Annotated in this window: 20 protein-coding genes; 13 read left to right on the forward strand and 7 right to left on the reverse strand. The window is 69.8% G+C overall.

What is annotated here, in order from left to right:
* Window positions 1-23: 23 nt before the first annotated feature.
* The 5 genes from HV742_RS09730 (at window position 24) to HV742_RS09750 (ending at window position 3,840) form a co-directional block, all read left to right on the forward strand.
* On the forward strand, window positions 24-623 hold the full coding sequence (locus HV742_RS09730) for a hypothetical protein (RefSeq protein ID WP_254601055.1): 600 nt from the start codon (window positions 24-26) through the stop codon (window positions 621-623).
* 71 nt (window positions 624-694) lie between these two features.
* Entirely contained in the window at window positions 695-1,042 is a 348-nt protein-coding gene (locus HV742_RS09735) for a DMT family protein (RefSeq protein WP_175144915.1), read from the forward strand.
* Window positions 1,043-1,051: 9 nt separating this feature from the next.
* The gene (locus HV742_RS09740) at window positions 1,052-2,314 is read left to right on the forward strand and encodes an MFS transporter (protein ID WP_175144916.1); all 1,263 of its coding nucleotides are present in this window, start codon (window positions 1,052-1,054) and stop codon (window positions 2,312-2,314) included.
* A gap of 31 nt (window positions 2,315-2,345) precedes the next feature.
* Window positions 2,346-3,569, forward strand: coding sequence for a diguanylate phosphodiesterase (locus HV742_RS09745; RefSeq protein WP_175144917.1), 1,224 nt, complete (start codon window positions 2,346-2,348; stop codon window positions 3,567-3,569).
* Window positions 3,570-3,627: 58 nt separating this feature from the next.
* Window positions 3,628-3,840 (forward strand): hypothetical protein, encoded by a 213-nt coding sequence (locus HV742_RS09750; protein ID WP_054415139.1) that lies wholly within the window; start codon window positions 3,628-3,630, stop codon window positions 3,838-3,840.
* A gap of 61 nt (window positions 3,841-3,901) precedes the next feature.
* Here the strand turns inward: HV742_RS09750 and HV742_RS09755 are convergent, their stop codons facing one another.
* Entirely contained in the window at window positions 3,902-4,882 is a 981-nt protein-coding gene (locus tag HV742_RS09755; RefSeq protein WP_068950378.1) for a GlxA family transcriptional regulator, read from the reverse strand.
* Window positions 4,883-5,206: 324 nt separating this feature from the next.
* On the opposite strand from HV742_RS09755, the gene HV742_RS09760 reads away from it, so the two are divergent.
* Window positions 5,207-6,172, forward strand: a complete 966-nt coding sequence (locus tag HV742_RS09760; protein ID WP_254601034.1) for a DJ-1/PfpI family protein — start codon at window positions 5,207-5,209, stop codon at window positions 6,170-6,172.
* Between the two features lie 24 nt (window positions 6,173-6,196).
* Here the strand turns inward: HV742_RS09760 and HV742_RS09765 are convergent, their stop codons facing one another.
* Together HV742_RS09765 and HV742_RS09770 are read right to left on the reverse strand one after the other, a co-directional pair.
* Complete coding sequence (locus HV742_RS09765; RefSeq protein ID WP_175144919.1) at window positions 6,197-7,051, reverse strand: PA3715 family protein; 855 nt, start codon at window positions 7,049-7,051, stop codon at window positions 6,197-6,199.
* A 17-nt stretch (window positions 7,052-7,068) separates the two neighbouring features.
* Window positions 7,069-9,144 (reverse strand): DUF8189 domain-containing protein, encoded by a 2,076-nt coding sequence (locus tag HV742_RS09770; RefSeq protein WP_063585392.1) that lies wholly within the window; start codon window positions 9,142-9,144, stop codon window positions 7,069-7,071.
* Between the two features lie 264 nt (window positions 9,145-9,408).
* On the opposite strand from HV742_RS09770, the gene HV742_RS09775 reads away from it, so the two are divergent.
* The 7 genes from HV742_RS09775 to HV742_RS09805 all read left to right on the forward strand — a co-directional run bounded on the left by HV742_RS09775 (window position 9,409) and on the right by HV742_RS09805 (window position 17,661).
* A complete protein-coding gene (locus tag HV742_RS09775) occupies window positions 9,409-10,149 on the forward strand; it encodes an RNA polymerase sigma factor (protein ID WP_254601035.1) in 741 nt (246 codons plus the stop codon).
* Window positions 10,146-11,150, forward strand: a complete 1,005-nt coding sequence (locus HV742_RS09780) for a FecR family protein (RefSeq protein ID WP_175144920.1) — start codon at window positions 10,146-10,148, stop codon at window positions 11,148-11,150. The genes HV742_RS09775 and HV742_RS09780 overlap by 4 nt, the downstream gene beginning before the upstream one ends.
* Window positions 11,151-11,275: 125 nt before the next feature.
* Entirely contained in the window at window positions 11,276-13,735 is a 2,460-nt protein-coding gene (locus HV742_RS09785) for a TonB-dependent siderophore receptor (RefSeq protein WP_254601037.1), read from the forward strand.
* A 43-nt stretch (window positions 13,736-13,778) separates the two neighbouring features.
* Window positions 13,779-15,689 carry a PepSY-associated TM helix domain-containing protein gene (locus tag HV742_RS09790; RefSeq protein ID WP_175144922.1) on the forward strand — a complete coding sequence of 637 codons (1,911 nt, stop codon included), beginning with the start codon at window positions 13,779-13,781 and terminating at the stop codon, window positions 15,687-15,689.
* A gap of 147 nt (window positions 15,690-15,836) precedes the next feature.
* A complete protein-coding gene (locus HV742_RS09795; protein WP_254601039.1) occupies window positions 15,837-16,436 on the forward strand; it encodes a TetR/AcrR family transcriptional regulator in 600 nt (199 codons plus the stop codon).
* A gap of 134 nt (window positions 16,437-16,570) precedes the next feature.
* Window positions 16,571-17,092 (forward strand): hypothetical protein, encoded by a 522-nt coding sequence (locus HV742_RS09800; RefSeq protein WP_049076019.1) that lies wholly within the window; start codon window positions 16,571-16,573, stop codon window positions 17,090-17,092.
* A complete protein-coding gene (locus HV742_RS09805; protein ID WP_059272536.1) occupies window positions 17,089-17,661 on the forward strand; it encodes a hypothetical protein in 573 nt (190 codons plus the stop codon). The genes HV742_RS09800 and HV742_RS09805 overlap by 4 nt, the downstream gene beginning before the upstream one ends.
* Before the next feature lie 14 nt (window positions 17,662-17,675).
* On the opposite strand, the gene HV742_RS09810 is transcribed toward HV742_RS09805, so the two are convergent.
* The 4 genes from HV742_RS09810 to HV742_RS09825 form a co-directional block, all read right to left on the reverse strand.
* Window positions 17,676-19,073 carry a S41 family peptidase gene (locus HV742_RS09810; protein WP_175144923.1) on the reverse strand — a complete coding sequence of 466 codons (1,398 nt, stop codon included), beginning with the start codon at window positions 19,071-19,073 and terminating at the stop codon, window positions 17,676-17,678.
* A 5-nt stretch (window positions 19,074-19,078) separates the two neighbouring features.
* Entirely contained in the window at window positions 19,079-19,543 is a 465-nt protein-coding gene (locus tag HV742_RS09815; RefSeq protein ID WP_063585387.1) for a hypothetical protein, read from the reverse strand.
* On the reverse strand, window positions 19,540-20,022 hold the full coding sequence (locus HV742_RS09820; RefSeq protein WP_175144924.1) for a hypothetical protein: 483 nt from the start codon (window positions 20,020-20,022) through the stop codon (window positions 19,540-19,542). The genes HV742_RS09815 and HV742_RS09820 overlap by 4 nt, the downstream gene beginning before the upstream one ends.
* A 117-nt stretch (window positions 20,023-20,139) precedes the next feature.
* The gene (locus tag HV742_RS09825) at window positions 20,140-21,276 is read right to left on the reverse strand and encodes a hybrid sensor histidine kinase/response regulator (RefSeq protein ID WP_175144925.1); all 1,137 of its coding nucleotides are present in this window, start codon (window positions 21,274-21,276) and stop codon (window positions 20,140-20,142) included.
* Window positions 21,277-21,279: the final 3 nt, after the last annotated feature.

Consider the following 21,279-nt stretch of genomic DNA (forward strand, 5'->3'; position numbering starts at 1 on the left):
AGCCCCCGACCCCTGCCGGCGCGGTGCCCCCGCCGCCGGTTGCCGCGATGCCGCCGCCCGCGCCCGGCGCCGCCGCCCCGGTCGTGGCGCAGGGCCAGGTCCAGCGTCTGCTGATCAATCCCTACGGCGAGGTCGACGGCCTGCGGCTGGCCGACGGCACCGTGGTGCGGTTTCCGCCGCATCTGTCCCAGGCGCTCAGCGCGGCGATCAAGCCGGGCGACGCCGTCCGCGTCATCGGCCGCCCGCAGTCGCGCGGCAGCGTCAAGGCCGACGCCATCGTCAATGCCACCAGCGGCCAGACCGTCTACGACCAACCGCCGCCGCCGGACGCGGGACGGCCGCTGCCGCCGCACCTGCGCGCCCAGGCGCTGCGGCCGCAACGGGTGGAAGGCCAGGTCGATGCCGTGCTGACCGGCCCGCGCGGCGAGGCCAACGGCGTCATCCTGACCGACGGCAGCATCGTCCGCTTCCCGCCGGAGAGCCTGCGACTGTCGGTACTGCCCGGCGCGCCGTTCGCCGCCGACGGCCTGGGAACGCGCAACGCCCTGGGCACGTCGCTGGAAGCGATCAGCGTAGGGACCAGCCTGTCGGCGCTGCAGCCGCTGTATGACCGCACGCCCTGAGCGCTGCCGCGTTCTTCCTGACCGGGCCGCCGCGCGGCGGCCTGCCCCTCATTCCCCCGGGATTTTCGAAGATGTCTCCCAAGCTCCTGCCCGTCGCCCTGCTGCTGGTCTCCAATGTCTTCATGACCTTCGCCTGGTATGGACACCTCAAGTTCGGCGAACGTCCGTTGTATGTCGTTGTCCTGGCCAGCTGGCTGATCGCCTTCGCCGAATATTGCTTCGCGGTGCCGGCAAACCGCATCGGCCATGTCGTCTACAGCGCCGCCGAACTCAAGACCATGCAAGAGGTCATCACCTTGACGGTGTTCGCCGTGTTCTCGGTCTTCTACCTGGGCGAGCGTTTGACGCTCAATCACCTGGTCGGTTTTGGCTGCATCGGATTGGGCGCGTTCTTCGTCTTCAAGGGCCCCTTGCCCTAGGAAACGATCATGACGACCGCGCAAACGGACACCGACTCGCAGCGCTGGCTGGCGGGTGTCAACTTCTTCCTGGCCGACGTGCGCGACGGGCTGGGCCCGTTCCTGGGCGTGTTCCTGTTGGGCCATGGCTGGCACGCCGACGCCATCGGCTACCTGATGACGGCCGCCGGCCTGGCGGGCATGCTGGCCACCACGCCGATGGGCGCGTGGGTGGATGCCTCGCGCCGCAAGCGCGGCCTGCTGGCCGGCGCCACCCTGGCCCTGATCGCCTGCAACCTGGCGCTGTGGGCCCAGCCGGTGGCCAGCGTGGCGGCCGCCACGCAGATCCTCGCGGCCATTATTGGCGCCCTGTTCGCGCCGGCCATCATGGGCCTGACGCTGGGGCTGGTCGGTCCGCGCGGCCTGCCGCGCCAGCTTGGGCTGAACGAGGCCTGGAACCACGCGGGCAACGTCGCGGCCGCGGCGCTGGCGGGCCTGGCCGGCTACCGCTGGGGCCTTTCGGCGGTCTTCGTGTTGATGGTGGTGGTGCCATGCGGGGCGTTCGTCTGCCTGGGGCGCATCCGACCGTCGGCGATCGACCATGATGTCGCTCGCGGGGCCGAGCCCGCGGCCTCGGCCCCGGTGGGCCCGCAACCGGCGCCTGGCATCTGGCAAGTGCTGTCGCGCTCGAAAGCGCTGCGCCGGGTGGCATTGATCATGATGCTGTTCCACCTTGGCAATGCGGCCATGCTGCCTCTGCTGGGGCAGTCCGCCGTTGCGCGCGGCCAGGCCGATCCCAGCGCCTATACGGCGCTGACGATCATCGTCGCGCAACTGGTCATGATTCCGGTGGCGCTGCTGGCCGGACGCCACGCCCGGCAGTATGGCTATTGGCGGCTGCTCGCGTTGGCGTGCTGTGTGCTGCCGCTGCGCGGACTGCTGGCCGCGGCCTTGCCCGCCGCTTGCGCGCTGGTGCCGGTGCAGATGATGGATGGCGTCGCCGCCGGCCTGATGGGCGTGGCGCTGCCGGGGCTGGTGGCATCGATCCTGCGCGGAAGCGGGCATGTCAATGCGGGGTTGGGGGCGGTCATGGCCATCCAGGGCGTGGGCGCGGCGCTCAGTCCGGCCCTGGGCGGCTGGGTGGCGCAACACCATGGGTACGGCGCGGCCTTCATCGCGCTGAGCGGCGTCGCCACGCTCTCGTTGGCGCTGGTCGCAACCCACCGGACGGCGCGCGGCGGCGTGCGAACCGGTGACGCTCGGCGGGCCGCCGACGTAAACTCTTGCCATTGACCATGCAGGCACCGGTGACAAAGGGGGCGCCATGTTATCCACCTTGATATACCGCAGCCGGCTCTGTAGCGCCATGCGCGCTGACGATTTCGACCTTCTCATACGGAAGGCCAGGGTGCGCAACGCGTCGTTGAACGTCACCGGCATCCTGCTTTTCGACGGCAGTCACTTCGTCCAGTTGCTGGAAGGGCCGCCGCAGGCGGTGGAGGCGCTGTTCGACACGATCCAACGCGACCCGCGGCATGGGAGCGTTGTGCGGCTCCTGCGCGACCAGGGACCGTTTCGCCGTTTCGAGGGCGATCAGATGGCAATGATCGACCTGCGTGAGTTCGAGGCGGCGCGGGTGCCCTCGCTCATCCTCGACAAGATGAAAAAACAGGCCAGGCTGGCTGCCAGCGACGACCGGGTCGCCAGGATTCTGACCTGGTACGCGCTCACGCGGGAAACCCGCCTCATCGCTGATGGCGACGATGGGGCGGGCTGGCGATTCGAGGCGGACGCCGCCTTGCCCGAGCCTGGCTTGGGCGCGGACCAAGCCTACCAGTTCGCCCTGCAGCCGATCGTCGAGCCGATGCGGCGGGTGATCAGTTCGTTCGAATTCCTGATTCGTGGTCCGTCCGGCGGATCGCCGCAGGAGCTGTTCTCGTCCGTGCCGCCAGACCAGCGCTACCGGATCGACCTGGAGTCCAAGGCGTCCGCGTTTCGCCTGGCAAGCCGCCTGCATCTGGACGACATCAAGCTGTCGGTGAATCTGTTGCCCATGTCGTTGGTTGCCGATCCGTCCGCGGTGGACTTCCTGGTCGAGCAGATCGCGGGGTGCGGCTTGTCGCCCCGGCAGGTGATCGTGGAGATCACCGAGGAGGAGGCCATCGTGAACCAGGGCGACTTCGGCGCGGCCATCGAGCGGTTGCGCCGCGCCGGCATTGGCGTGGCCATTGACGATTTCGGCGCGGGCTTCGCCGGCCTGTCGTTGCTGGCGGATTTTCAGCCGGACAAGCTCAAGATCGATCGCAAGATCATTCAGAACATCCATTCGGATGGCCCGCGGCAAGCGATTGTGCGCGCGATTGTCGAAGTGTGCGCGGCGTTGGGAATCACGCCCGTCGCCGAGGGCGTGGAACGGGTACAAGAGTGGCGTTGGCTGCAGGCGGCGGGGGTGGAGCGTTTCCAGGGTTACCTGTTCGCCCGGCCCGCGCTGAACGGCGTGCCGGCGGTCCGATGGCCGCGACGGTCTGGCGGACATCAGGGTAGCTGAGGGGGCGGACTCCGCCGCGGGATGGATTTCCAATCAAATCCGATGGGAGCACTCACCCATGACAGTCAGATTGGCGGCCTTGAATCAGAGTCTGGTCACCGTAGCCAGGCTGATGGACACCGCGAATGATCTCGACGGCGTGAAAGCCGCGTTCGCGCTGCACGCGGAGGTGGCCTCGGGGTTGTTCAGATTGGTCGAGGCGGAGTTGCTGGAGCTTCGACAGAAACTCGAAGACGTGCAGGAAACGCTCAGGCAGGCGGGGCCGCGGTAGATGCTGTCCGTGAGCCCGCGGCGCGCCAGACGCTCCGCCGCGGTGGGCGGCATGCGCAGGCTCAAGTCGCCTGAGCGCGGCCGCGATACTGAGAGGGCGTGAGACCGAAGCGCCGCTGGAAGGCCTTGGACAGTTGCCCCTCGGAACGGAATCCGGTGGTCCTTGCCAATGCCTTGAGCGACTGGTTGGCATCCAGGCCCGCGCGTACCGTTTCCAGCCGCAACGCTTCCAGGAAGGCGCGCGGCGTGAACCCGGTCGCGCGTGTGAATCCACGATGGAAGGTGCGGGGCGCCTGGCCCGCCGCCTGGGCCATGCGTTCGACGCTGATGGCCTCGGCCATGTGGCGGCGCAGCCAATCGACCAGTTCGCCATAGGCGCCGGCCTGCCCCTCCAGAATAAGCGAATACTGCGCCTGGTTGCCGGGCCGCCGCAACGCCAGGTTCAATTGGCGCGCCACGCGAGAGGCCAGCCAGCGGCCCGCATCCTGCTCGACCATCGCCAGGCACATGTCGATGCCGGCGGTCACGCCGCCCGAGGTCCAGAGCCTGCCGTCCTGGACATACAACGCGTCGGGATCCACATCCAGGTCGGTGAAATGCCCCGCCAGCAACTGCGCGGAACGCCAGTGGGTCGCCACGCGCCGACCGGCCAGCATGCCCCAGTGGGCCAGCAGGAATGCGCCCGTGCATACCGAGGCCAGCCTGCGCACACGCGGGCACGCCTGGTCCAGCCAGGCTCGCAACGCTTGATCCGCTCCGGCATGCATCAACCCGTCCCGTTCGCCGCCCGCGATGATCAGCGTGTCGACGCTGGCGGGGGCGACGCTGGCGGCGGCTTCCGTGTGCAAGGTCAACCCGTTCGACAGCGTGATGGGGCCGCCGGCGCCGGACAGGACGACGACGCGGTAGGGGGTATCCACGCCCAGCGCGCCGGCCATCGCGAAGACATCGGCGGGACCCGCAATGTCCAGATGCTGCGCGGTGGGGAAGGCGAGGATCGCGATCAGGCGCGACCTGTCGGCTGGCGGGAGCGGGAGCGACATGAGGGACGGGAGGGGAGGAACAGCCGCCATGGTAACGGCCAGTGGCAGAAAACGGCGGAATCTTGTCATTGCTGCCAGCCTTGCGGATGTTTTAGTCTCGCCGGGTTGAGGCCGGGCCTCGTCGAATGCAGGGGTACACCGATGTCGGGCAAGGGGCGTCGTTCGGTTTTGTGGTGCGCATTGGCGTGCGTGCCGGTCGTCATTGCGACGCTTGTGTGGCGCGATCCAGGCGGTGTGCCGGCTCCCCTGTCCCGCCCGCAAGCGGGGCAGGCGCTGCCAGGCCCGCGCCTGTCCGCGGATCCGTCGCGCAGGCCGGTGGTTGCCGTGATCGCGCACAACGCGAACACCGAGTTGGTGGATTTCGTGGTGCCGTACGCCGTATTGAAGCGCGCCGGCGGCGCCGATGTGTGGGCGTTGGGGCTGGAGCCGGGACCCGTGCGCTTTTTCCCGGCATTGCGGGCGCGCCCCGACGCCGATATCGCCGCTTTCGACCAGCGCTATCCCGATGGCGCCGACTACGTCATCGTGCCGGCCGTGCACGATGACGACGATCCACGATTGCTGGCGTGGGTGGCGGGCCAGGCCCGCAAGGGCGCGGTGGTCATCGGAATCTGCGATGGGGTCTGGGTGCTGGCCCGGGCCGGCTTGCTGGAGGGCCGCGAGGCGGTATCGCATTGGTATTCCCGCGGCGCCCTTGCCGACGGCTTTCCCGGCGTGCGATGGCGTCAGGATCGGCGCTACGTGGCCGACGGGAATGTCGTGACCACCACGGGTGTCAGCGCCTCGATTCCGGTGTCGCTGGCGCTGGTGCAGGCGCTGGCGGGCCGGTCGCGGGCGCAATCGCTGGCGCGGGAGTTGGGGGAGGGCGAGTGGGGCGGGCCGCACCCCGGAGAGGGGTTCCGTCTCGGGCCGCGGCATCTATACACCGCGGCGGCCAATGCGGTGGCGTTCTGGCGCCATGAAACTCTGGTGGCGCGGCTGGCGCCCGGCGCCGATGATCTGTATCTGGCGCTTGCCGCCGATGCGTTCGCCCGCAGCTACCGGACCTCGATCGTTGGAAGAACCGGCGATGCGGGGCCGGTCACGTTGGCGAGCGGCCTGGTCTATCTGCCAGACGACGGGGCGGATGCCGGCGAGGCGTCATTGCCGTGGCTCGCGGAAAAGCCCGTGGCCGAGGGGGAGCCGCGCGCGGCGCTCGCCCGCATGCTGGATCTGCTGCAGGATCGCTACGGCCAGGCGACAGCCGATTTCGTGGCATTGCAGTTGGAGTATCCGAGGCCCAAACGCTGATTGCGCGCGAGCGTCGGCGCCAGGCTACCCCGCGTTGTCCCGGTCCAGCGACCGCAACTTCTCCGGGATCTGATAGCGCTGGCCGTCGAACTTCAGCGTGCGCGGGGTCTTGCCCTTGTCGACGACCTTTTCCTGGCAGTCGCCTTTCTGCAAGGCCGCGCGGCTCGACTCGTACGACTCGCTCGTGACCAGGTCGCGGTATCCGTGGGTGGCCGTGTCGCCCACGGACAGGGTGACCACGCGGCTGTTGAATCTGCCGGCGCAGTTGGTGTCCCATTCACCGGTCGAGCGGCTGGCGATCAGGCCGTCCAGCACCATCGCCAGCCCCTTGGGGCCGATATCGAACAGGCGCAGGCTGGTTTCGTCGAAGGGATTGGCGCGTGAGGCGCCGACGTGGGAGATCCGCAAGCCGAAGGCGCGGCGGCCCGGGGCAAGGTCATAACGGGCGGTGTCGAAGGATACGTTGGTGATGCGTATGGCATCGTCCGACATCACCCCGGGCAGCAGGATGTCATGGCGCGTCTTCAGGGTGGCGCGGTCCAGCACCAGGATGCGCAGGTCGCCCGTGTGGCCGTCGTCCTGGTTGGGCGTGTCCTGCATCAGTGGAATCGCCGCCAGCAGCAGGTCGGGGTGGGCCGGCCACGTCTTGCAGATCACGGCGAAAGGCTCGCCGTAATCGGCGTCGGCGATGCGGATGACGATGTTGTCGCGGCCAAGAAGGAGGTTGCCGTCCTTGTCGGCGGCGGGCGCCTGGGGATAGGCCGCGCGCACGATCGCCTCGGCCTGCGGGCAGGCGTCACGGGCGGCGTGCGCGGCGCCGGGGGCGAGCAAGGCGGCCAGCGCCAGGGGGGCGGCCAGGGCGGACAGGGAACGGAGCATGTCGGATGTCGGGGTTGTCATTGCGTATGGGTCGGGGTGGCGGCGCGCGAGGCCTGCGTGGGCATGGGTTCCTGCGTCAAGGTGCCCGGCTCGGAGGGGGATGGCCGTATCACCACGGCGTTGTGGCTGTCGTTGGCGCCCAGCTTGGGCAGGTCCGCGGGCCGCGCGGCCAGGTTGGCGAAGGGGCCGCCGCCGGTGGCCGGCATGCCGTCCAGCGTCAGGCTGGCGGCCCACTGGCCATCGCGGCGCGAGAGCACCTGGTAACGCTGGGGGCCGCCCGCCATGCGCGCCACCACATACAACGTGCCATTGATGAGATGGAGCGCCGGCGGTGACGCGGCCTCGGCCTCCAGCCGCGTCGGCTTGCCGCGTTCGACCAGCCAGAGCGGGCCATCGGCGCGTTCCAGGATCGCCAGGACCACGTTGCCCTGGGCATCGGCGTCGATGGCGGGGCGGCCGATATAGGGCACGCCCAGGTCGGCGGGCGCGCTCCAGTCCATGTCCATGTCCGTGGTATCGCCAGCTTCTTCCAGGCGGGTCAGGTGATTGTTGGCGCGTTGGCGGAAATAGAGTTCGACCCGGTGTTCATGGTTGCGGATCGCGGCCAGTCCGCCGGCCGCTTGGGGCGCGGGGATGCGGCGCCAGGGCTGCCAGTCGGGGCGCTGGCCTTTGGCGGCGGGCCGTTGGCGGGTGTAGAACAGCTGGCCGCCGCCCGCCGATGCGAACACGATGTAGCGGCCATCGTTGCCACGCACGACCGCGGGCGCGCCGGTGGCGCCGTCCAGCGGCGGCAGGCTTTGCCAGGTGCTCCAGCTGCCGTCGATGCCTGAGGGCGCGATCCAGTGCAGCAGGCCGTCGTAGCCCAGAGCCACGGCGGCGGCCTCGCCGCGCGGCGCCACGGCCGGGATCTGCGTGACGCGGATGCCGGCCAGTGCCTGCCACCCCTGCCAGGTGCCATCGTGGCGCTGCTTGTTGGCCCACACCCCGCCCAGGGGATCGCGCGCCATCAGGCCGGCGGTGCCGTCGGCGTGGCCGAACGTGACCAGCGGGCCGCTGGTGCGCCCGCCCAGGCTCTGCCAGCGGCGCTGGCCCGAGTCCCAGCGGTTGACGGCGGCATTGGTTTCGCCGGCGGCGAACACCACCAGGCCGTCGCGTCCATCCGGATAGATCTGCGGCGGCATGTCCTGCCGTGACACGTAGTAGGCGCGCTGCACCCAGGCGGCGGCCGGCCCGGCGGGCTCCTTGCAGCCCGTGGGGCCGGCGCAATAGTGGTAGTCGTTCCAGGCATAGTGCTGGAAGATCACCGATTTGGTGGCGATTTCGTTTTCGGCGAGGTTGCTGGCGCGTTCCTGGCTGGGGTAGTCGATGTAGCCGGTCTCGGCATAGTTGCCGGGCGCGCGCAGCATGGCCGCGCGCACCAGCCGCGCGCTGGCGATATGGTCGGGATGCCCGTGTCCGGCGCAGCGCCAGCACAACTGCGTGTAAGGCACCGTGATGGTGTCGTCCAGGTGACGCACCGTGGTCGGTTGATACTGGCGGATCAGTTCGGCCAGGGTGTCGACCAGTTGCTCGCGCGAGTAGACCTCGGGGTAGGGGCCGAGCGTGTCCACCATTTGCCCCGGTTCGGATTCGGTGCGGCTCAGCGGCGTGAGGCTGCCCCAGCCCTTGCCCAGCCAGGGGTCCTTCAGGCGCAGGTGCCACAGTTGCACGCGCGGATTGCCGCTCAGGGTGAAGCGCGCAATCTGCCGCGGGCCGACGCGGCCGGCGCTTTCTTTCCAGAGATCGGGCTGGCGCGCCATGTAGGCGTAGGCGGCGCGCACACCGCGCTCGCGGCCCAGCATGTAAGTGTCGCCTTCACCGGCGTCGCTGGCCGTCAGATAGACCACGCGCACGCAGCCGCCGGCCGCGATGTTGGAGGCGATGTCCGGGTTCATGAACAGCAGGTCGTCGTCCAGGTGGGCGACGAAGGCCAGGTCCTTGATGCCGTTGCACTGCGCCAGCGTGGGCGGCGCGGCGAGGGCGGGGGAGGCCAGGCAGGCGAAGAACAGCGCCCGCGCGGCAAGGGAGAGCAGGGTCGTGAGTATCCGCGTCAAGAGGCGTGGCTCCGGAAGGCAGGGATATGAAATTGCCGGTTGCTGGCATCTTAGCAAGTCATGGCGGAGCCCGGGAGGGACGGCCAGCGCGGGCAGGGGCCGGCACGGCCCCTCGGCCAGGCGCGCCCGGGGCAATCGAATAGATGTTGAGAATAAATCTCAGTACAATGCCGCGACGATCAACCCGCCCGCGCCCGGCGCGTCGCGGTCCGCCGGCTCATCCGTGGTCTCCGTGTTGCTTCTGCCGTTCCCTCTTCGCACCGCTTGCATGGCACTGGCATCGCCCAGGCCGGCGTCGCCGTGGCCGATCCGGCCGGCATGGACGGGGCGGGCGGCATGAGCCGCAATCCATTGCTGGCCTCGGACGGCACCGCCGCGCCTGCCGAGGCCGATAACGAAAGCCCGGGCGGCATCGCCAAGGCCTACACGCGCTGGCGCCTGCCGCTGCTACGCGGCCTGGCGCGGTTCAAGGGCAGCATCGGCAGCGCCGAAGACGCGCTGCATGATGGCGTTGTCAAATGGGTGGCCGCCAATCCGGCCTTGGATTCCATCGACGAACAGGGCGCCTATCTGCGCAGGACCGTTCTGAATGGGGTCGCCGACGAGTTCCGAGAGCGCGAGGCCGGCCGCCGCCTGCGCACGGTGTCGTTGGACGAGGTCGAAGCGGATGCACAGGCCTGGGTGGCGGATGAGGCGTCGTGTCCGCTGCGCGCGGCCGCGCACCAGCAGCGGCTGCAACGCCTGGGCGAAGCGCTGCGCGAATTGCCGGAGCGCCAGCGCGAAGCCTTCGTCCTGAGCCGTTTCGATGGACTGACGCAGGATGAAATCGCCAGCCGCATGCAGATCTCGCGGCGCATGGTCGTCAAGCACCTGGCGCGTGCCATCGCCTACTGCGAGGTCCGTGTGCACTATGCTACGGTTGCGCAGATGCAGCAGATGCATCGGTCCGCCGCCGATGATGGCGGGCCGGACAAGAACAACAATAGCGACGCCGCCTCGTCATGACCGACTCCCCTTCCTCCGCTCCTTCCGACCTGCTCGTCTTGCACGAGGCGGCGGCCGAATGGCTGGTGCGCCGCCAGGATGCCAGTTGGTCGACCCAGGACGAGCGCGACCTGGACGCCTGGCTGGCCGCCAGTCCGGCGCACCGCGGGGCTTACGCACAGGTGTCGCGTACCTGGCGGGATCTGTCGGACACGCCACGGCCCACGCTGGCGTCGGATCGGCCGGCCGCCGCGGCGCCGCGCGGGTGGCGGGGGCTGATGGGCCAGGCGGTTTTCTCCCGTGCCCTGGCCGCCGTCTGTGCCATGCTGGTGGTGGGCGCGGGCGTCAGCGGGTACCACTGGGCCAACACGCCCGGGTATGTGCTGGAGGTCAGCACCGGCGCTGGCGAGATGCGCCAGGTGGATTTGCCCGATGGTTCCCATATCGCCGTGAATTTCGGCAGCACGCTGCAGGTGCGCTACTACCCGGGCCGTCGCGAGGTCGTGCTGAACCAGGGCGAGGGTTTCTTCGAGGTAGCGCCGGACAGCGGCCGGCCCTTCACCGTGGATGCGCGCCAGAGCCGCGTCACGGTGGTGGGCACGGCCTTCAACGTGCGCACGACGCCGGATGAAGTGTTCGTCAAGGTCCTGCATGGCCGGGTGCGGGTGCAGCCGGACCGCGCCAAGGCCGGGACGGAACTGGCGTTGGGTGCCGAGCAAGGCGTGTCGGTGGACACGCGCGCGGCCTCCTACCAGACGACGGCCGTGGCCGCCGACGGCATCGGCGGATGGCGCAATGGCCGATTGGTGTTCCGGCGCACGCCCCTGGGCGAGGTGGCGCAGGAGGTGGCCCAATACCTGGGCAGGCCGATAGCCTTGGGATCGCCAGGACTGAAATCCCTGCCGGTCTCGGGCTTTGCCGCCACCACGGCGCCCGCCGCGTTTGTGGAAGCGTTGCCGGACCTGTTGCCGTTGCGGGTGGCGCGCACGCCCGATGGCGGCTATCTGATCCTAGCGCGCTGAGCCGCCAGGCGCCCGCTGGAATTTATTTTTTTGCCGGGGTTCCCAATCCCGTCCTGAAATCCGTTTACCCCTGCAAGGCCGGTATCGGTCAACAACAGTGAGTGGGAGTGGGAATGGGACGGGGTATGTTGAGAAGCGCGCTGGCGGGTGGCGCGTTGACCGCCGGCATGCGGGCCAGGGCGGTTCCGCTGCTGGTGGCGGGGGCGGTGGCCGCCATGGCCGCGCCGCTGGCGCAGGCGCAGCAACCGGCGCCGCGAATGCAGTTCAGTATTCCGGCCCAACCGCTGGACCGTGCCTTGAGGCTGTTCTCGGAGCAATCCCGGCATCAGGTGCTGTTCGATGAAGCGGCGGTGGCTGGCCAGCAGGGGCCGGCCGTCGACGGCCGCTACACGCCACGCGAGGCGCTGGACAGGCTGCTGGCCGGCACCCACGTGCGGGTCAACAGCAGCCGGCCCGACGTATTCACCCTGACCGCCAGCGGCCAGTCCGCGGGCGATGCCGTGACGTTGCAGGCGGTTACGGTCAGCGGTGGCGCCCTGCGCGACCCGACCACGGAACTGACGGGTTCCTACACGAGCGGGGCGCTGACCATCGGCAAGCTGGCGCAGTCGATCCGCGAAACGCCGCAGTCGGTCAGCGTGATCACGCGGCGGCAACTGGACGACAAGAACCTGACCACTCTGGACGAGGCGCTGGCGCAGACCACCGGCGTGACCAAGACGGCACGCAACTTCGGCAACCACAAGTTCTCGATACGCGGCTTCACGGTCGATGACAACAACTACCTGGTCGACGGCGTGGCCGGCATCGTCTATGCGCCGGTGGGCTGGCTGCCCATCGATACCGCGGTGTTCGACCGGGTCGAAGTGCTGCGCGGCGCGGGCGGCTTGATGCTGGGTTCGGCCGACCCCAGCGGCGCGATCAACATGGTGCGCAAGCGCCCGCGCGGCGAGGGCCACCTGGAAATGACCGCCACGGCGGGGGCGTGGGACAACTATCGCATGGAGTTCGATGGCGGCGGCCCCATCAATACCGCCGGCACGGTGCGCGGACGCATTGTCACGGCCTATCAGGACCGGCACTACTTCTACGATGGCACCAAGTCCAGGTCGCCGCTGTTCTACGGCGTGATCGACGCCGATGTCGGGCAGGACACCACGCTGACGTTCGGCGCGCGCCATCAGGCAACCGACACCGACGGCTATTGGCTGTTCGGGCTGCCCCGCTACACCGACGGCGGCCCACTCGACGTCAAGCGCTCGACCTCCTTGATCCAGGACTGGAACCGGCAGAAGGGGCTGGTCAACGAGATCTTCGCCGAAGCCGAGCACCGTTTCTCCAAGGACTGGAAGGCGCGGCTGTCGCTCAATAGCACCGAGGTTGACCTGGACCAGCGCGTGGCCATTCCGATTGGCGGCGTGGACCGGGCGACCGGGCTCGGCTCCAGCTTCTACACCACCTATTTCAACCGCGCGCGGGTACGTAGCGATGGCGTCGACCTGAACACCACTGGCAGTTTCCAGGCGCTGGGCGGCACGCACCAGGTCCTGCTGGGCGCCAGTTGGGCACGCCAGCGCATCAACCAGAAGTCGGCTAGCCTGGACACCGACATGCCGATCGATGTGTACCATCCGGACCATTCCTCCCTGTCCACGCCGGCGCGTCCGGACTGGGACTCGAAGGAAACCGCGCGGGGCGAACAGGCCGCGCTGTACGGCAATATGCGGCTGCAACTGGCGGACCCGCTGCATCTGCTGCTGGGCGGTCGGCTGAGTTGGCTGAAGTACCACTCCAGCGACGGCCTGACGGGCGCGAAGACCCGCGACTACCAGCAGAAGCACGAGTTCACGCCCTATGCCGGGTTGGTCTATGACCTCAACAAGCAATGGTCCGTCTACACCAGCTATGCGGATATCTTCCTGCCGCAGAGTTCCTACGTGACGTCGTCGGGCTCGCCGCTGGACCCGGCCATCGGCGCCAACTACGAGGCGGGAATCAAGGGCGAACTCTACGACGGGCGCCTGAACCTGTCGGCGGCGGTGTTCGCGGTCAAGAAGTCCGGCATCGCCGTGGTGGACGAGTCCAATCCGGGCGGATGCACCGGTTCGCTGGCCTCCAGCGACTGCTATCGCAATGGCAGCACGCTGCGCAGCAAGGGCTTCGAGCTGGAAGCCAGTGGCGAACTGTCGCCGGGCTGGCAGGTGATGGCGGGCTATACGTTCGTCACCAGCCGCGATGATGATGGCGAGACCATCAGCGCGGAGACGCCGCGCCATCTGTTCCGGCTGTCTACTACCTATCAACTGCCGGGACGCTGGAACGCCTTCAGCATCGGTGGAGGTGTGTCCGCGCAAAGCGGTTATTCGTATCCCGCCTACGACGACACGTCGGTGCGGATGGGCGCGCCCGGCCGCGCGGTGTGGGACTTGCGCGCCGGCTACCGTATCGACAAGCACTGGAGCCTGGCCCTGAACGTGGCTAACGTCTTCGATAAACACTATTACGGAATGGTGAGCCAGATCCGCCGCGGCAACCACTTCGGCGAGCCGCGCAACGTGATGCTGACCTTGCGCGGCACGCTATGACCCGCCACGCGGCCGCCTCATGCCGGCGCGCCCGAGCGCCGGCATGAGGCCGGGATTCCGCCAGAGCATGGCCTGGCTGCACACCTGGTGCGGCCTGGTCTGCGGCTGGCTGCTCTGCGCCATCATGCTGACCGGCACGCTCAGCGTCTTTCGCGAGCCCATCACGCGCTGGATGCAGGCGGAGCCGTTACCCGATCCCGCCGCCGGCATTGGCGCCGAAGGCCAGGCGCAATGGCTGGTTGGCGCGACACGGATGCTGGCGGCGCGCGGGGCCGACGCGCTCGCCTGGGACATCGCCTTGCCCACGCGGCCGGGACTGCCGATGCGCCTGGCCTGGCGCGACACCGAAGGCCGGGCGCACGAGGCCTGGATGGACCCGGCGACCGGGGCCGGGCGGGCGGCGCCGCCATCGCGCATGACAGAGGGCGGCCGCCATTTCATGTCCTTTCACTACACCTTGCACGGCGGTCTGCCGGGATTCTGGCTGGTGGGCGCGATATCGCTGTGCATGCTGGTGGCGCTGGTCTCCGGCGTGGTGGTGCACAAGCGCCTCTTCAAGGATTTCTTCACCTTCCGGCGCGGCAAGGGCCAGCGTAGCTGGCTCGACGCCCACAACGCCACGGGCGTGCTGGCGTTGCCGTTCCTGTTCATGATCTGCTACACGGGGCTGGCGTTCTTCTACACCAGCTACATGCCGTGGCCCCTGCATGCGGTGTATGGCGGGGAGGACGGCGCCTATCGCCGCTACAGGGCCGAACTGGCGCCCACGCCACCGGAACCTAGCCTCGCGGGGCCGGGCGAGGGGGGCGTGCCCGCCTTGCATCCCTTTCTATCGCGGGCGCGCGCGCTCACGGGGCAGGACGCAGCGTCGGTGGCCATCGAGCATCCCGGCGCCGCACGTAGCGTCGTGCGGGTGCTGGGCCGCAAAGACAGCCGCGCCGCGCCGCGCCTGTTGACGGGCGCGAGCCGGGTCGCCTTCGATGCGCGGTCCGGCGCGGTGCTGCAGGTCGTGCCGGCCTTCGAGGAGCGCGTGGCGGCGCATCACGTCCACGAGACGATCGAAACCCTGCACAAGGCCGATTTCGGCGGCTGGGCGATGAAGTGGCTGTATTTCATCTGCGGCCTGGCGGGCACCGCGATGGTCGCCACCGGTACGCTGCTCTTCGCGCTCAAGCGGCGCAAGAAAAGCGAGCACGAATTCGGCGCGGCCACGGCCCATGTCTACCGCGTAGTGGAGGCGCTGAACGTGGCGGCGCTGGCCGGCATCGCGCTGGCCAGCATCGCCTACCTCTATGCCAACCGGCTGATTCCCGCCGCGCTCGCCGGGCGCGATCTGTGGGAGATCCGCGCGTTCTTTGCCGTGTGGACGGCCTCGCTGGCCCATGCGCTGTGGCGCGAGCCCCGGCGTGCCTGGATCGGGCAACTGGCGCTGGCGGCGGTGCTGTGTCTTGGCCTGCCGCTGCTTAACTGGGCGACGGCGGGGCTGAACCTGTGGGCTTACGTCCGCCATGGACAGGGGCAGCAGGCGGGGGTGGAGCTCGCCGCGCTCGGCTTCGGCCTGGCGTTGGCGTACATCGCCTGTGCGTTGCGGCGTGGCTGGGCGCAGGAGCCGGCGGCGCAGGCGACCAAACCCGCGCCGCGCAAGCCGCCGCCGGCCCCGCGCGGGGACGATGGGGCCCATCGATGGCGGGTGGCCAGCCGCGTATTGGCGGCCGCCGTTGGAGGCTACGGCGTGTCGGCGCTGGCGCTGTCGGCCTTGGCGCTGGCACTACCCGGCATCGCCGGCGTGTCGCCGGCGGTGGCGGTCCTGGCGGGCACGTTGTCCAGCTTCGTCCTGTACCCGGTGATCGTGCTGGGCGTGTTCTGCGCCCGCGACGCCGGACGGGCGTGGGGGGCGTTGGCGTTGGCCGGCGCATTGTGCGCGGTGTTGCTGCTGCTGGGGTGGCAGCCGTAGGGGCGATCGCGTTCCGCCGGCCGAACGGGGAGCCGCTTGCCCGGGCCGCGCCGTGATCGTGGTTGACAGAAAGCCAACCAACTAGTAGATTGTTTTTCATTGCAGAGGCCCAGGCCCTGCACCATCCGCCGTTTTCGCTGGATCACCATGTCTACACCCATAAGCCTGGAACTGTCTCCAAGGGCCCTGGAAATCGTCGCGCAGACCAAGCAGCTGCTTGCCGCCGGCGGCTATCACGGCTTCAGCTATGCCGATGTGTCCGAGCGCGTGCGCATCGGCAAGGCCAGCATCCACCACCATTTCCCGGCCAAGGTCGACCTGGTGCTGACCGTGGTGGCGCAGCATCGCGCGCAGGCCCGCGACGGCCTGGCGGCGCTCGACCAGCGCGTCAAGGATCCGCTGGCGCGGCTGACCGCCTATACCGACTACTGGGCCGGCTGTATCCGCGACGGCAGCGCGCCCATTTGCATCTGCGCCATGCTGGCCGCCGAATTGCCCCTGTTGCCGCAGGCGGTCGCCGACGCGGTGCGGGCCTATTTCAGCGAACTGAGCACGTGGCTGGCGCTGGTGCTGGAACATGGCGCCGCGACCGGGCAGTTCCAATTGCGCGGCGGCGCCCAGGCCGAGGCGCAAGCCTTCATGTCCACCGTACACGGCGCGATGCTGACGGCGCGGGCGTTCGGCGATCCCGACACGTTCGCCGCGATTGCGCGCGCGGCCATTGCCAGGCTGACGGCGCCAGCCTGATCGTTTTGCGGCGCACCCCCGGCGGGTGCGCTTTTTTTGCTATCAAAACCAACCAACTAGTTGGTTGTTTAATGTAACGCATATCTGCTGTCTTTTCCCAACGTCTGTTTGCCCCCTTTCAAGGAGTTCCCCTCATGCCACATCCCATTTCCGCCCTGGGCGCGGCGCACACCCTCATCAGCCTGGTGCCCGCCTTCACCGGGCTGTACAGCTTCGTCCGCTACCGCGGCATCGACAGCGCCACGCCCGCCGGCAAGGTCTATCTGGGCGGCTTGCTGGTGGCCGTGCTGACGTCCTTCGGGCTGTCCAGCACCGGCGGCTTCAATGCCGGGCACGCGCTCGGCATCCTGGCGTTGCTGGCGGTGTCGGGGGCGCTGCTGGTGGCGCGGATGCCGTGGCTGCCCCGTGCTCGCCAGCATCTGGCCCAACTGGGCTTTTCGTTCAGTTTCTTCCTCATGTGGATCCCGGGCATCGCGGAAACGTTGACGCGGTTGCCGGCGTCGCATCCGTTCGCCGAGAGTCCGCAGTCGCCGCTGGTGCGGGGCGCGCTGGCGACCTGGCTGGCGGTGTTCGTGCTGGGCGCGGCCGCGCAGCAGTTGTGGATCCGCGCGCGGCGCCGTCGTGTGCCGGCCGGCGTGGCCCGGGTACAGTCATGAGCCACTGCGGCATCGATGCGCTTGACGCGGCGCGGATGGGCGATGTGCGCGATCCCTACCGCGCCGAGCGCCTGCGCGTCCAGATGCAGGCGGCGCGGGGTGCGCCGGCGCCATCGTTCACGCGCCCGCAAGCCGAGCGCCCGCGGGCGACAACGCCGCCCGGGGTGACCGGGTTGGCACGGGCAGGCGCCGGCGCGTCCGTCGATCCGCTGCGCGACCAATACACCGCGCACTGCGTGCGCAACGCGATCCGCGCTTTCCACGAGGAACAGGCGCGCCTGCAGGCGCGCGGCGCGGCGGTCAACCAGGCGCTTCGGGATGAACAGACGGTATTGCAGGCGCGCGCCGGGGCGGCCAATGACCTGGGCACGATCCCTGCGCTGTTGCCGTTGCAGCCGTATCGCATCGCGGCTGGCCAGCCTGCGCTGCTGCCGCCCGTGCTGGTCGTGGCCGCCAGCGCCGCGCAGGCCATGGTGGCGTCGGTGGCGGCGGCGACCGCGCCGCGCAACGCCACCGATGATGCGCTTGCCACGGATCCCGCCACGCGTGCGCGCACGCGCCGCGGGTGACGCGGATGGCAGGATCAGTCGCGGCCGGCGTCCGCCAGCGCGGTCAGCGCCGCCAGCCGGGCCGTGTCGGCGCCGGCGGGCGCCCTGGCCACGGCCGTGCGCACGCGCTGCGCCAAGGCGCTGTTGAAGTCGGCCGCGAGATCGGCGCGCACGGTGATCCGCCGCGTGGCTTCGTCCAGCAGCATGTCCGGCGTCACGCCGGCCGCATCCAGCCGCGCGCCATTGGCGCGGTATACACGGGCGGTGGTCACCACCAGCGCGCCCTGTCCGGCGGGCAGGGGCAGTACCGTCTGGATCGTGCCGGCGCCAGCGGTCTGCGCGCCGATCAACAGGGCGCGGCCGTGGTCCTGCAGGGCGGCGGCCACGATCTCCGCGCCGGCGCCGGTGCGCTGATCGACCAGCACCACCACCGCCACATCATGCGGCAGCAGGGCGTCGCGGGCGCGCAGGGGATGGGCATTGGCCGGGGTGCGGCCACGCAGGCCGCCGATCGTAGCGCCTTCGGGCAGCGCCATGCCGGCGACCTGTTCGGCCACGTCGAGCAGTCCGCCGGCATTGCCGCGCAAATCCAGCACCAGGCCCGCCAGCGGGGCGCCGGCGCGGGCGGCGGCGTCGAGCGATTCCCGCAACTGGGCGCCGGTCCTGCTGTCGAAGCCGGACACCCGGATCAGCGCGACCGCGCCGTCCCGTTCCCACTGCACCGTGGGCGGCGCCTGCACCGGCCCGCGCACGGGCTGCGCCATGATCGTGCCGGCCGTGCCGGGCCGACGCAGCGCGAGCGCCGGCCGGGTGCCGGTCGCGCCGCGCAGCAAGGCGACGGCCTCGGGGAGCGGCAGGCCCGCGGTGGGCTGGCCGTCGACGCTGACGACGATGTCGCCGGCCTGGATGCCGGCGCGTTCGCCGGGGCCGCCGGGCAAGGGCCGCACCACGGTCAGGGCGCCATTTCGCAGAGAGAGTTCCAGGCCGACCGAGGCGGGCGGGGGCGCCAGTTCGGCACGGCTGGCGACGCGGCTATAGGGGTCCAGGCTGGCCATCATGCCGCGCAGGGCCGCGTACAGCGCCGCCTCGCGCGCCGCGTCGTCGCCAAAGCGCAGGATTTCATCGGCCAGGATGCGCGTTTGCGGGGCAAGGCCTTCGGCCTGATGTTCGGCCTGGACGGCCTGCTCGATGGCGGCCCGGCGCGCGGGCGCGTCGGCGCCGGGCAGGACCGCCAGCGCGCGCAGGCCGTGCACCGCCAGCATGCGTGAACCGACCGGATCGACGTACTGGTCCGCGACCTGGGTCATGGCGGCCGCGAGCGTGGCCTCGATTTCCAGGCGCGACAGGGCACTGGCGGGGGACGCCAGCACGGCCGCGCCGGCCAGCAACAGGGCGCCCAAGGCGCGTCGCATCGTGGCACCGTGCGTGGCCACGGGGGTTACTGGACTTTCACGCGCACCGCCGCGCCGGGACGCGGTTCGAACGCGGGCACCGTGCGGTTCTTCAGCGCTTCGCCCGCGAGGCTCCATACTCGGGTGTCGGTCGGGAAGTCCTCGCTGCGCGTCATCTTGTCGATCTGCGCGGCCGCCAGCTTGCCGGCGCCATCGACCTCGGGATTCCAGGCGTACACGCCCCACTGGCCGTACCAGGCCACGGGCGCGTCGGCGTCCAGGCGGCGGTCGGGGCACATCACGAAACCCTTGTCCAGCAGCACGCGCAGGGCGCCCACGGGCACCAGCTTGACGGTCGGCGTGGTGCGCTCCTTGCTGTGCCCGGGGCACACGTTGGCGCTGCGCGCCACCGTGGTGTCGACGACCTCGCGGTCGGACTGTGCGTAGCTGGTGGATGCGGCGCACAGCGCGAAGGCGGCGGCGGTCAGGGCGAGCGGGCGGTGGCGGATCATGCGGAGCCTCCAGGTCGGGGAGTGGATGATTCGGGGAGCGGGGCAGTCCTGTCGGGTCGGGCGATGGCCCAAAAGCTGGCGCCGATCAGGGCGCCCAGCGCGGCGGCTGCCAGGGGGACCGCCGGGCGTGACACCACGGTGTCGGCCAGCATGTACAAGGCGAGGCGCAGGTCGGCGGGACCGAACGCGGAGGCGATGAGGAGCGCGGCGCACCAGCCCACCAGACCGATGGCGGTGAAGGCCAGCACGTAAGGCGCCAGCGCGGTGCGGCGGCGACGCCGCAGCAGGCGGTGCGCCGGCAGGCCCAGCACGGCCATGGCGATGGCGCCGGCCAGCAGGCCCAGCAACGTGGCCATGAGCACCCAGTCCGGCGGTTCGCCGGGGCCGGGCGCGTCGCGCCAGAACAGGCGCGCTTGCAGGCCAAGGAACACGGCCGTCCAGAAAGGCCCGGCCAGAAAGGCAAATGGAAGTCTTGTCATTCGGCGGAATGCGGCGCCGGCGCTTGCGCGCGGCGCCCCAACTTTTGCGTGCGCCGATCTTAGCAGCCGCCCGGTATCGCCGACGGTTACAGGTGCGACAGAACGAACGCGCCGCGCTCAGCCGGCGGCCGGCGGCACCTGGCGCGGCAGCGTCACGCGAAAGCGCGTGATGGCATCGCGCGATTCGGCGGCGATGCGGCCGCCATGCGCCAGCACGATCTGCTGCGCGATGAACAGGCCCAGGCCCAGGCCGCGGTGGCCGCCGGCGGGACGGGCGCCGCTGCGGAACGGATTGAACAGCTGCGGCAGCAGTTCCGGAGGAATGGTGCCGCCGTTGCTGACCGTGACGGTGACCTGGCCGGGCGTCGCGCCATCGACTTCGACGCGCACCGGCGCCTCGGGGCTGCCATGGTGCAGGGCATTGCCCAGCAGATTGGCGAGCACCTGCGCGATACGCTCCCCGTCCCAATCGCCAGCCGTATCGCCATGGCATTCGGTATCGATGCGGCGGTCGCCGGCGCCGGTGCGGATCTCGTCCAGCGTGCGGTCGACCAGCGTTGCCATGTCCAGGCGGGTCGGCGCCAGCGCCAGGCCGCCGGCCTGGCGGATGCGCGTGACGTCGAGCAGATCCGCGATCAGGTGGTTCATGCGTTCGCCGCTTTGCAGGATGCGCTGCGCCAGGCTGACCACGCGCGCATCCTCGCTCTGGCGTTGCAGCAGCGACGCGCCCATGATGACGGCCTGCAGCGGCGTGCGCAGGTCGTGGCCGAGCACGGCCATGAACATGTCGTTGACCCGCAGCGCCTCGGTGCGCGCCTCCAGTTCGCGCGCCAGCGCGTGGCGGCGTTCGTGCAGCTCGAAAAAGACGTTGGCCTTGCTGCGCAGCATGTAGGGGTCGACCGGCTTGTACAGGAAGTCCACCGCGCCGCTCTCGTAGCCGCGGAACTGCCAGTTCTGCTCGCGCGAGCCGGCGGTGATGAAGATCAGGGGGATGTGGCGGGTGCGTTCGCTGCCGCGGATCAGCTCGGCCAGTTCGAAGCCGTTCATGTCCGGCATCTGCACGTCGAGCAGCGCCAGCGCCACGTCCGGATGATTCAGCAGCAGTTCCAGCGCCTGCGGGCCGGACTGGGCGGTGAGCACCTGGACACGCTCGCTGGCCAGCAGCGCTTCCAGGGCGATCAGGTTTTCGGGCACGTCATCGACCAGCAGGCACTTGATACGGTCGTCCGATGATTTGGCAGGTGTCAGTAGCATGGT

It is taken from the genome of Achromobacter ruhlandii, assembly GCF_902859695.1.
Taxonomy (GTDB): Bacteria; Pseudomonadota; Gammaproteobacteria; order Burkholderiales; family Burkholderiaceae_B; genus Achromobacter; species Achromobacter ruhlandii.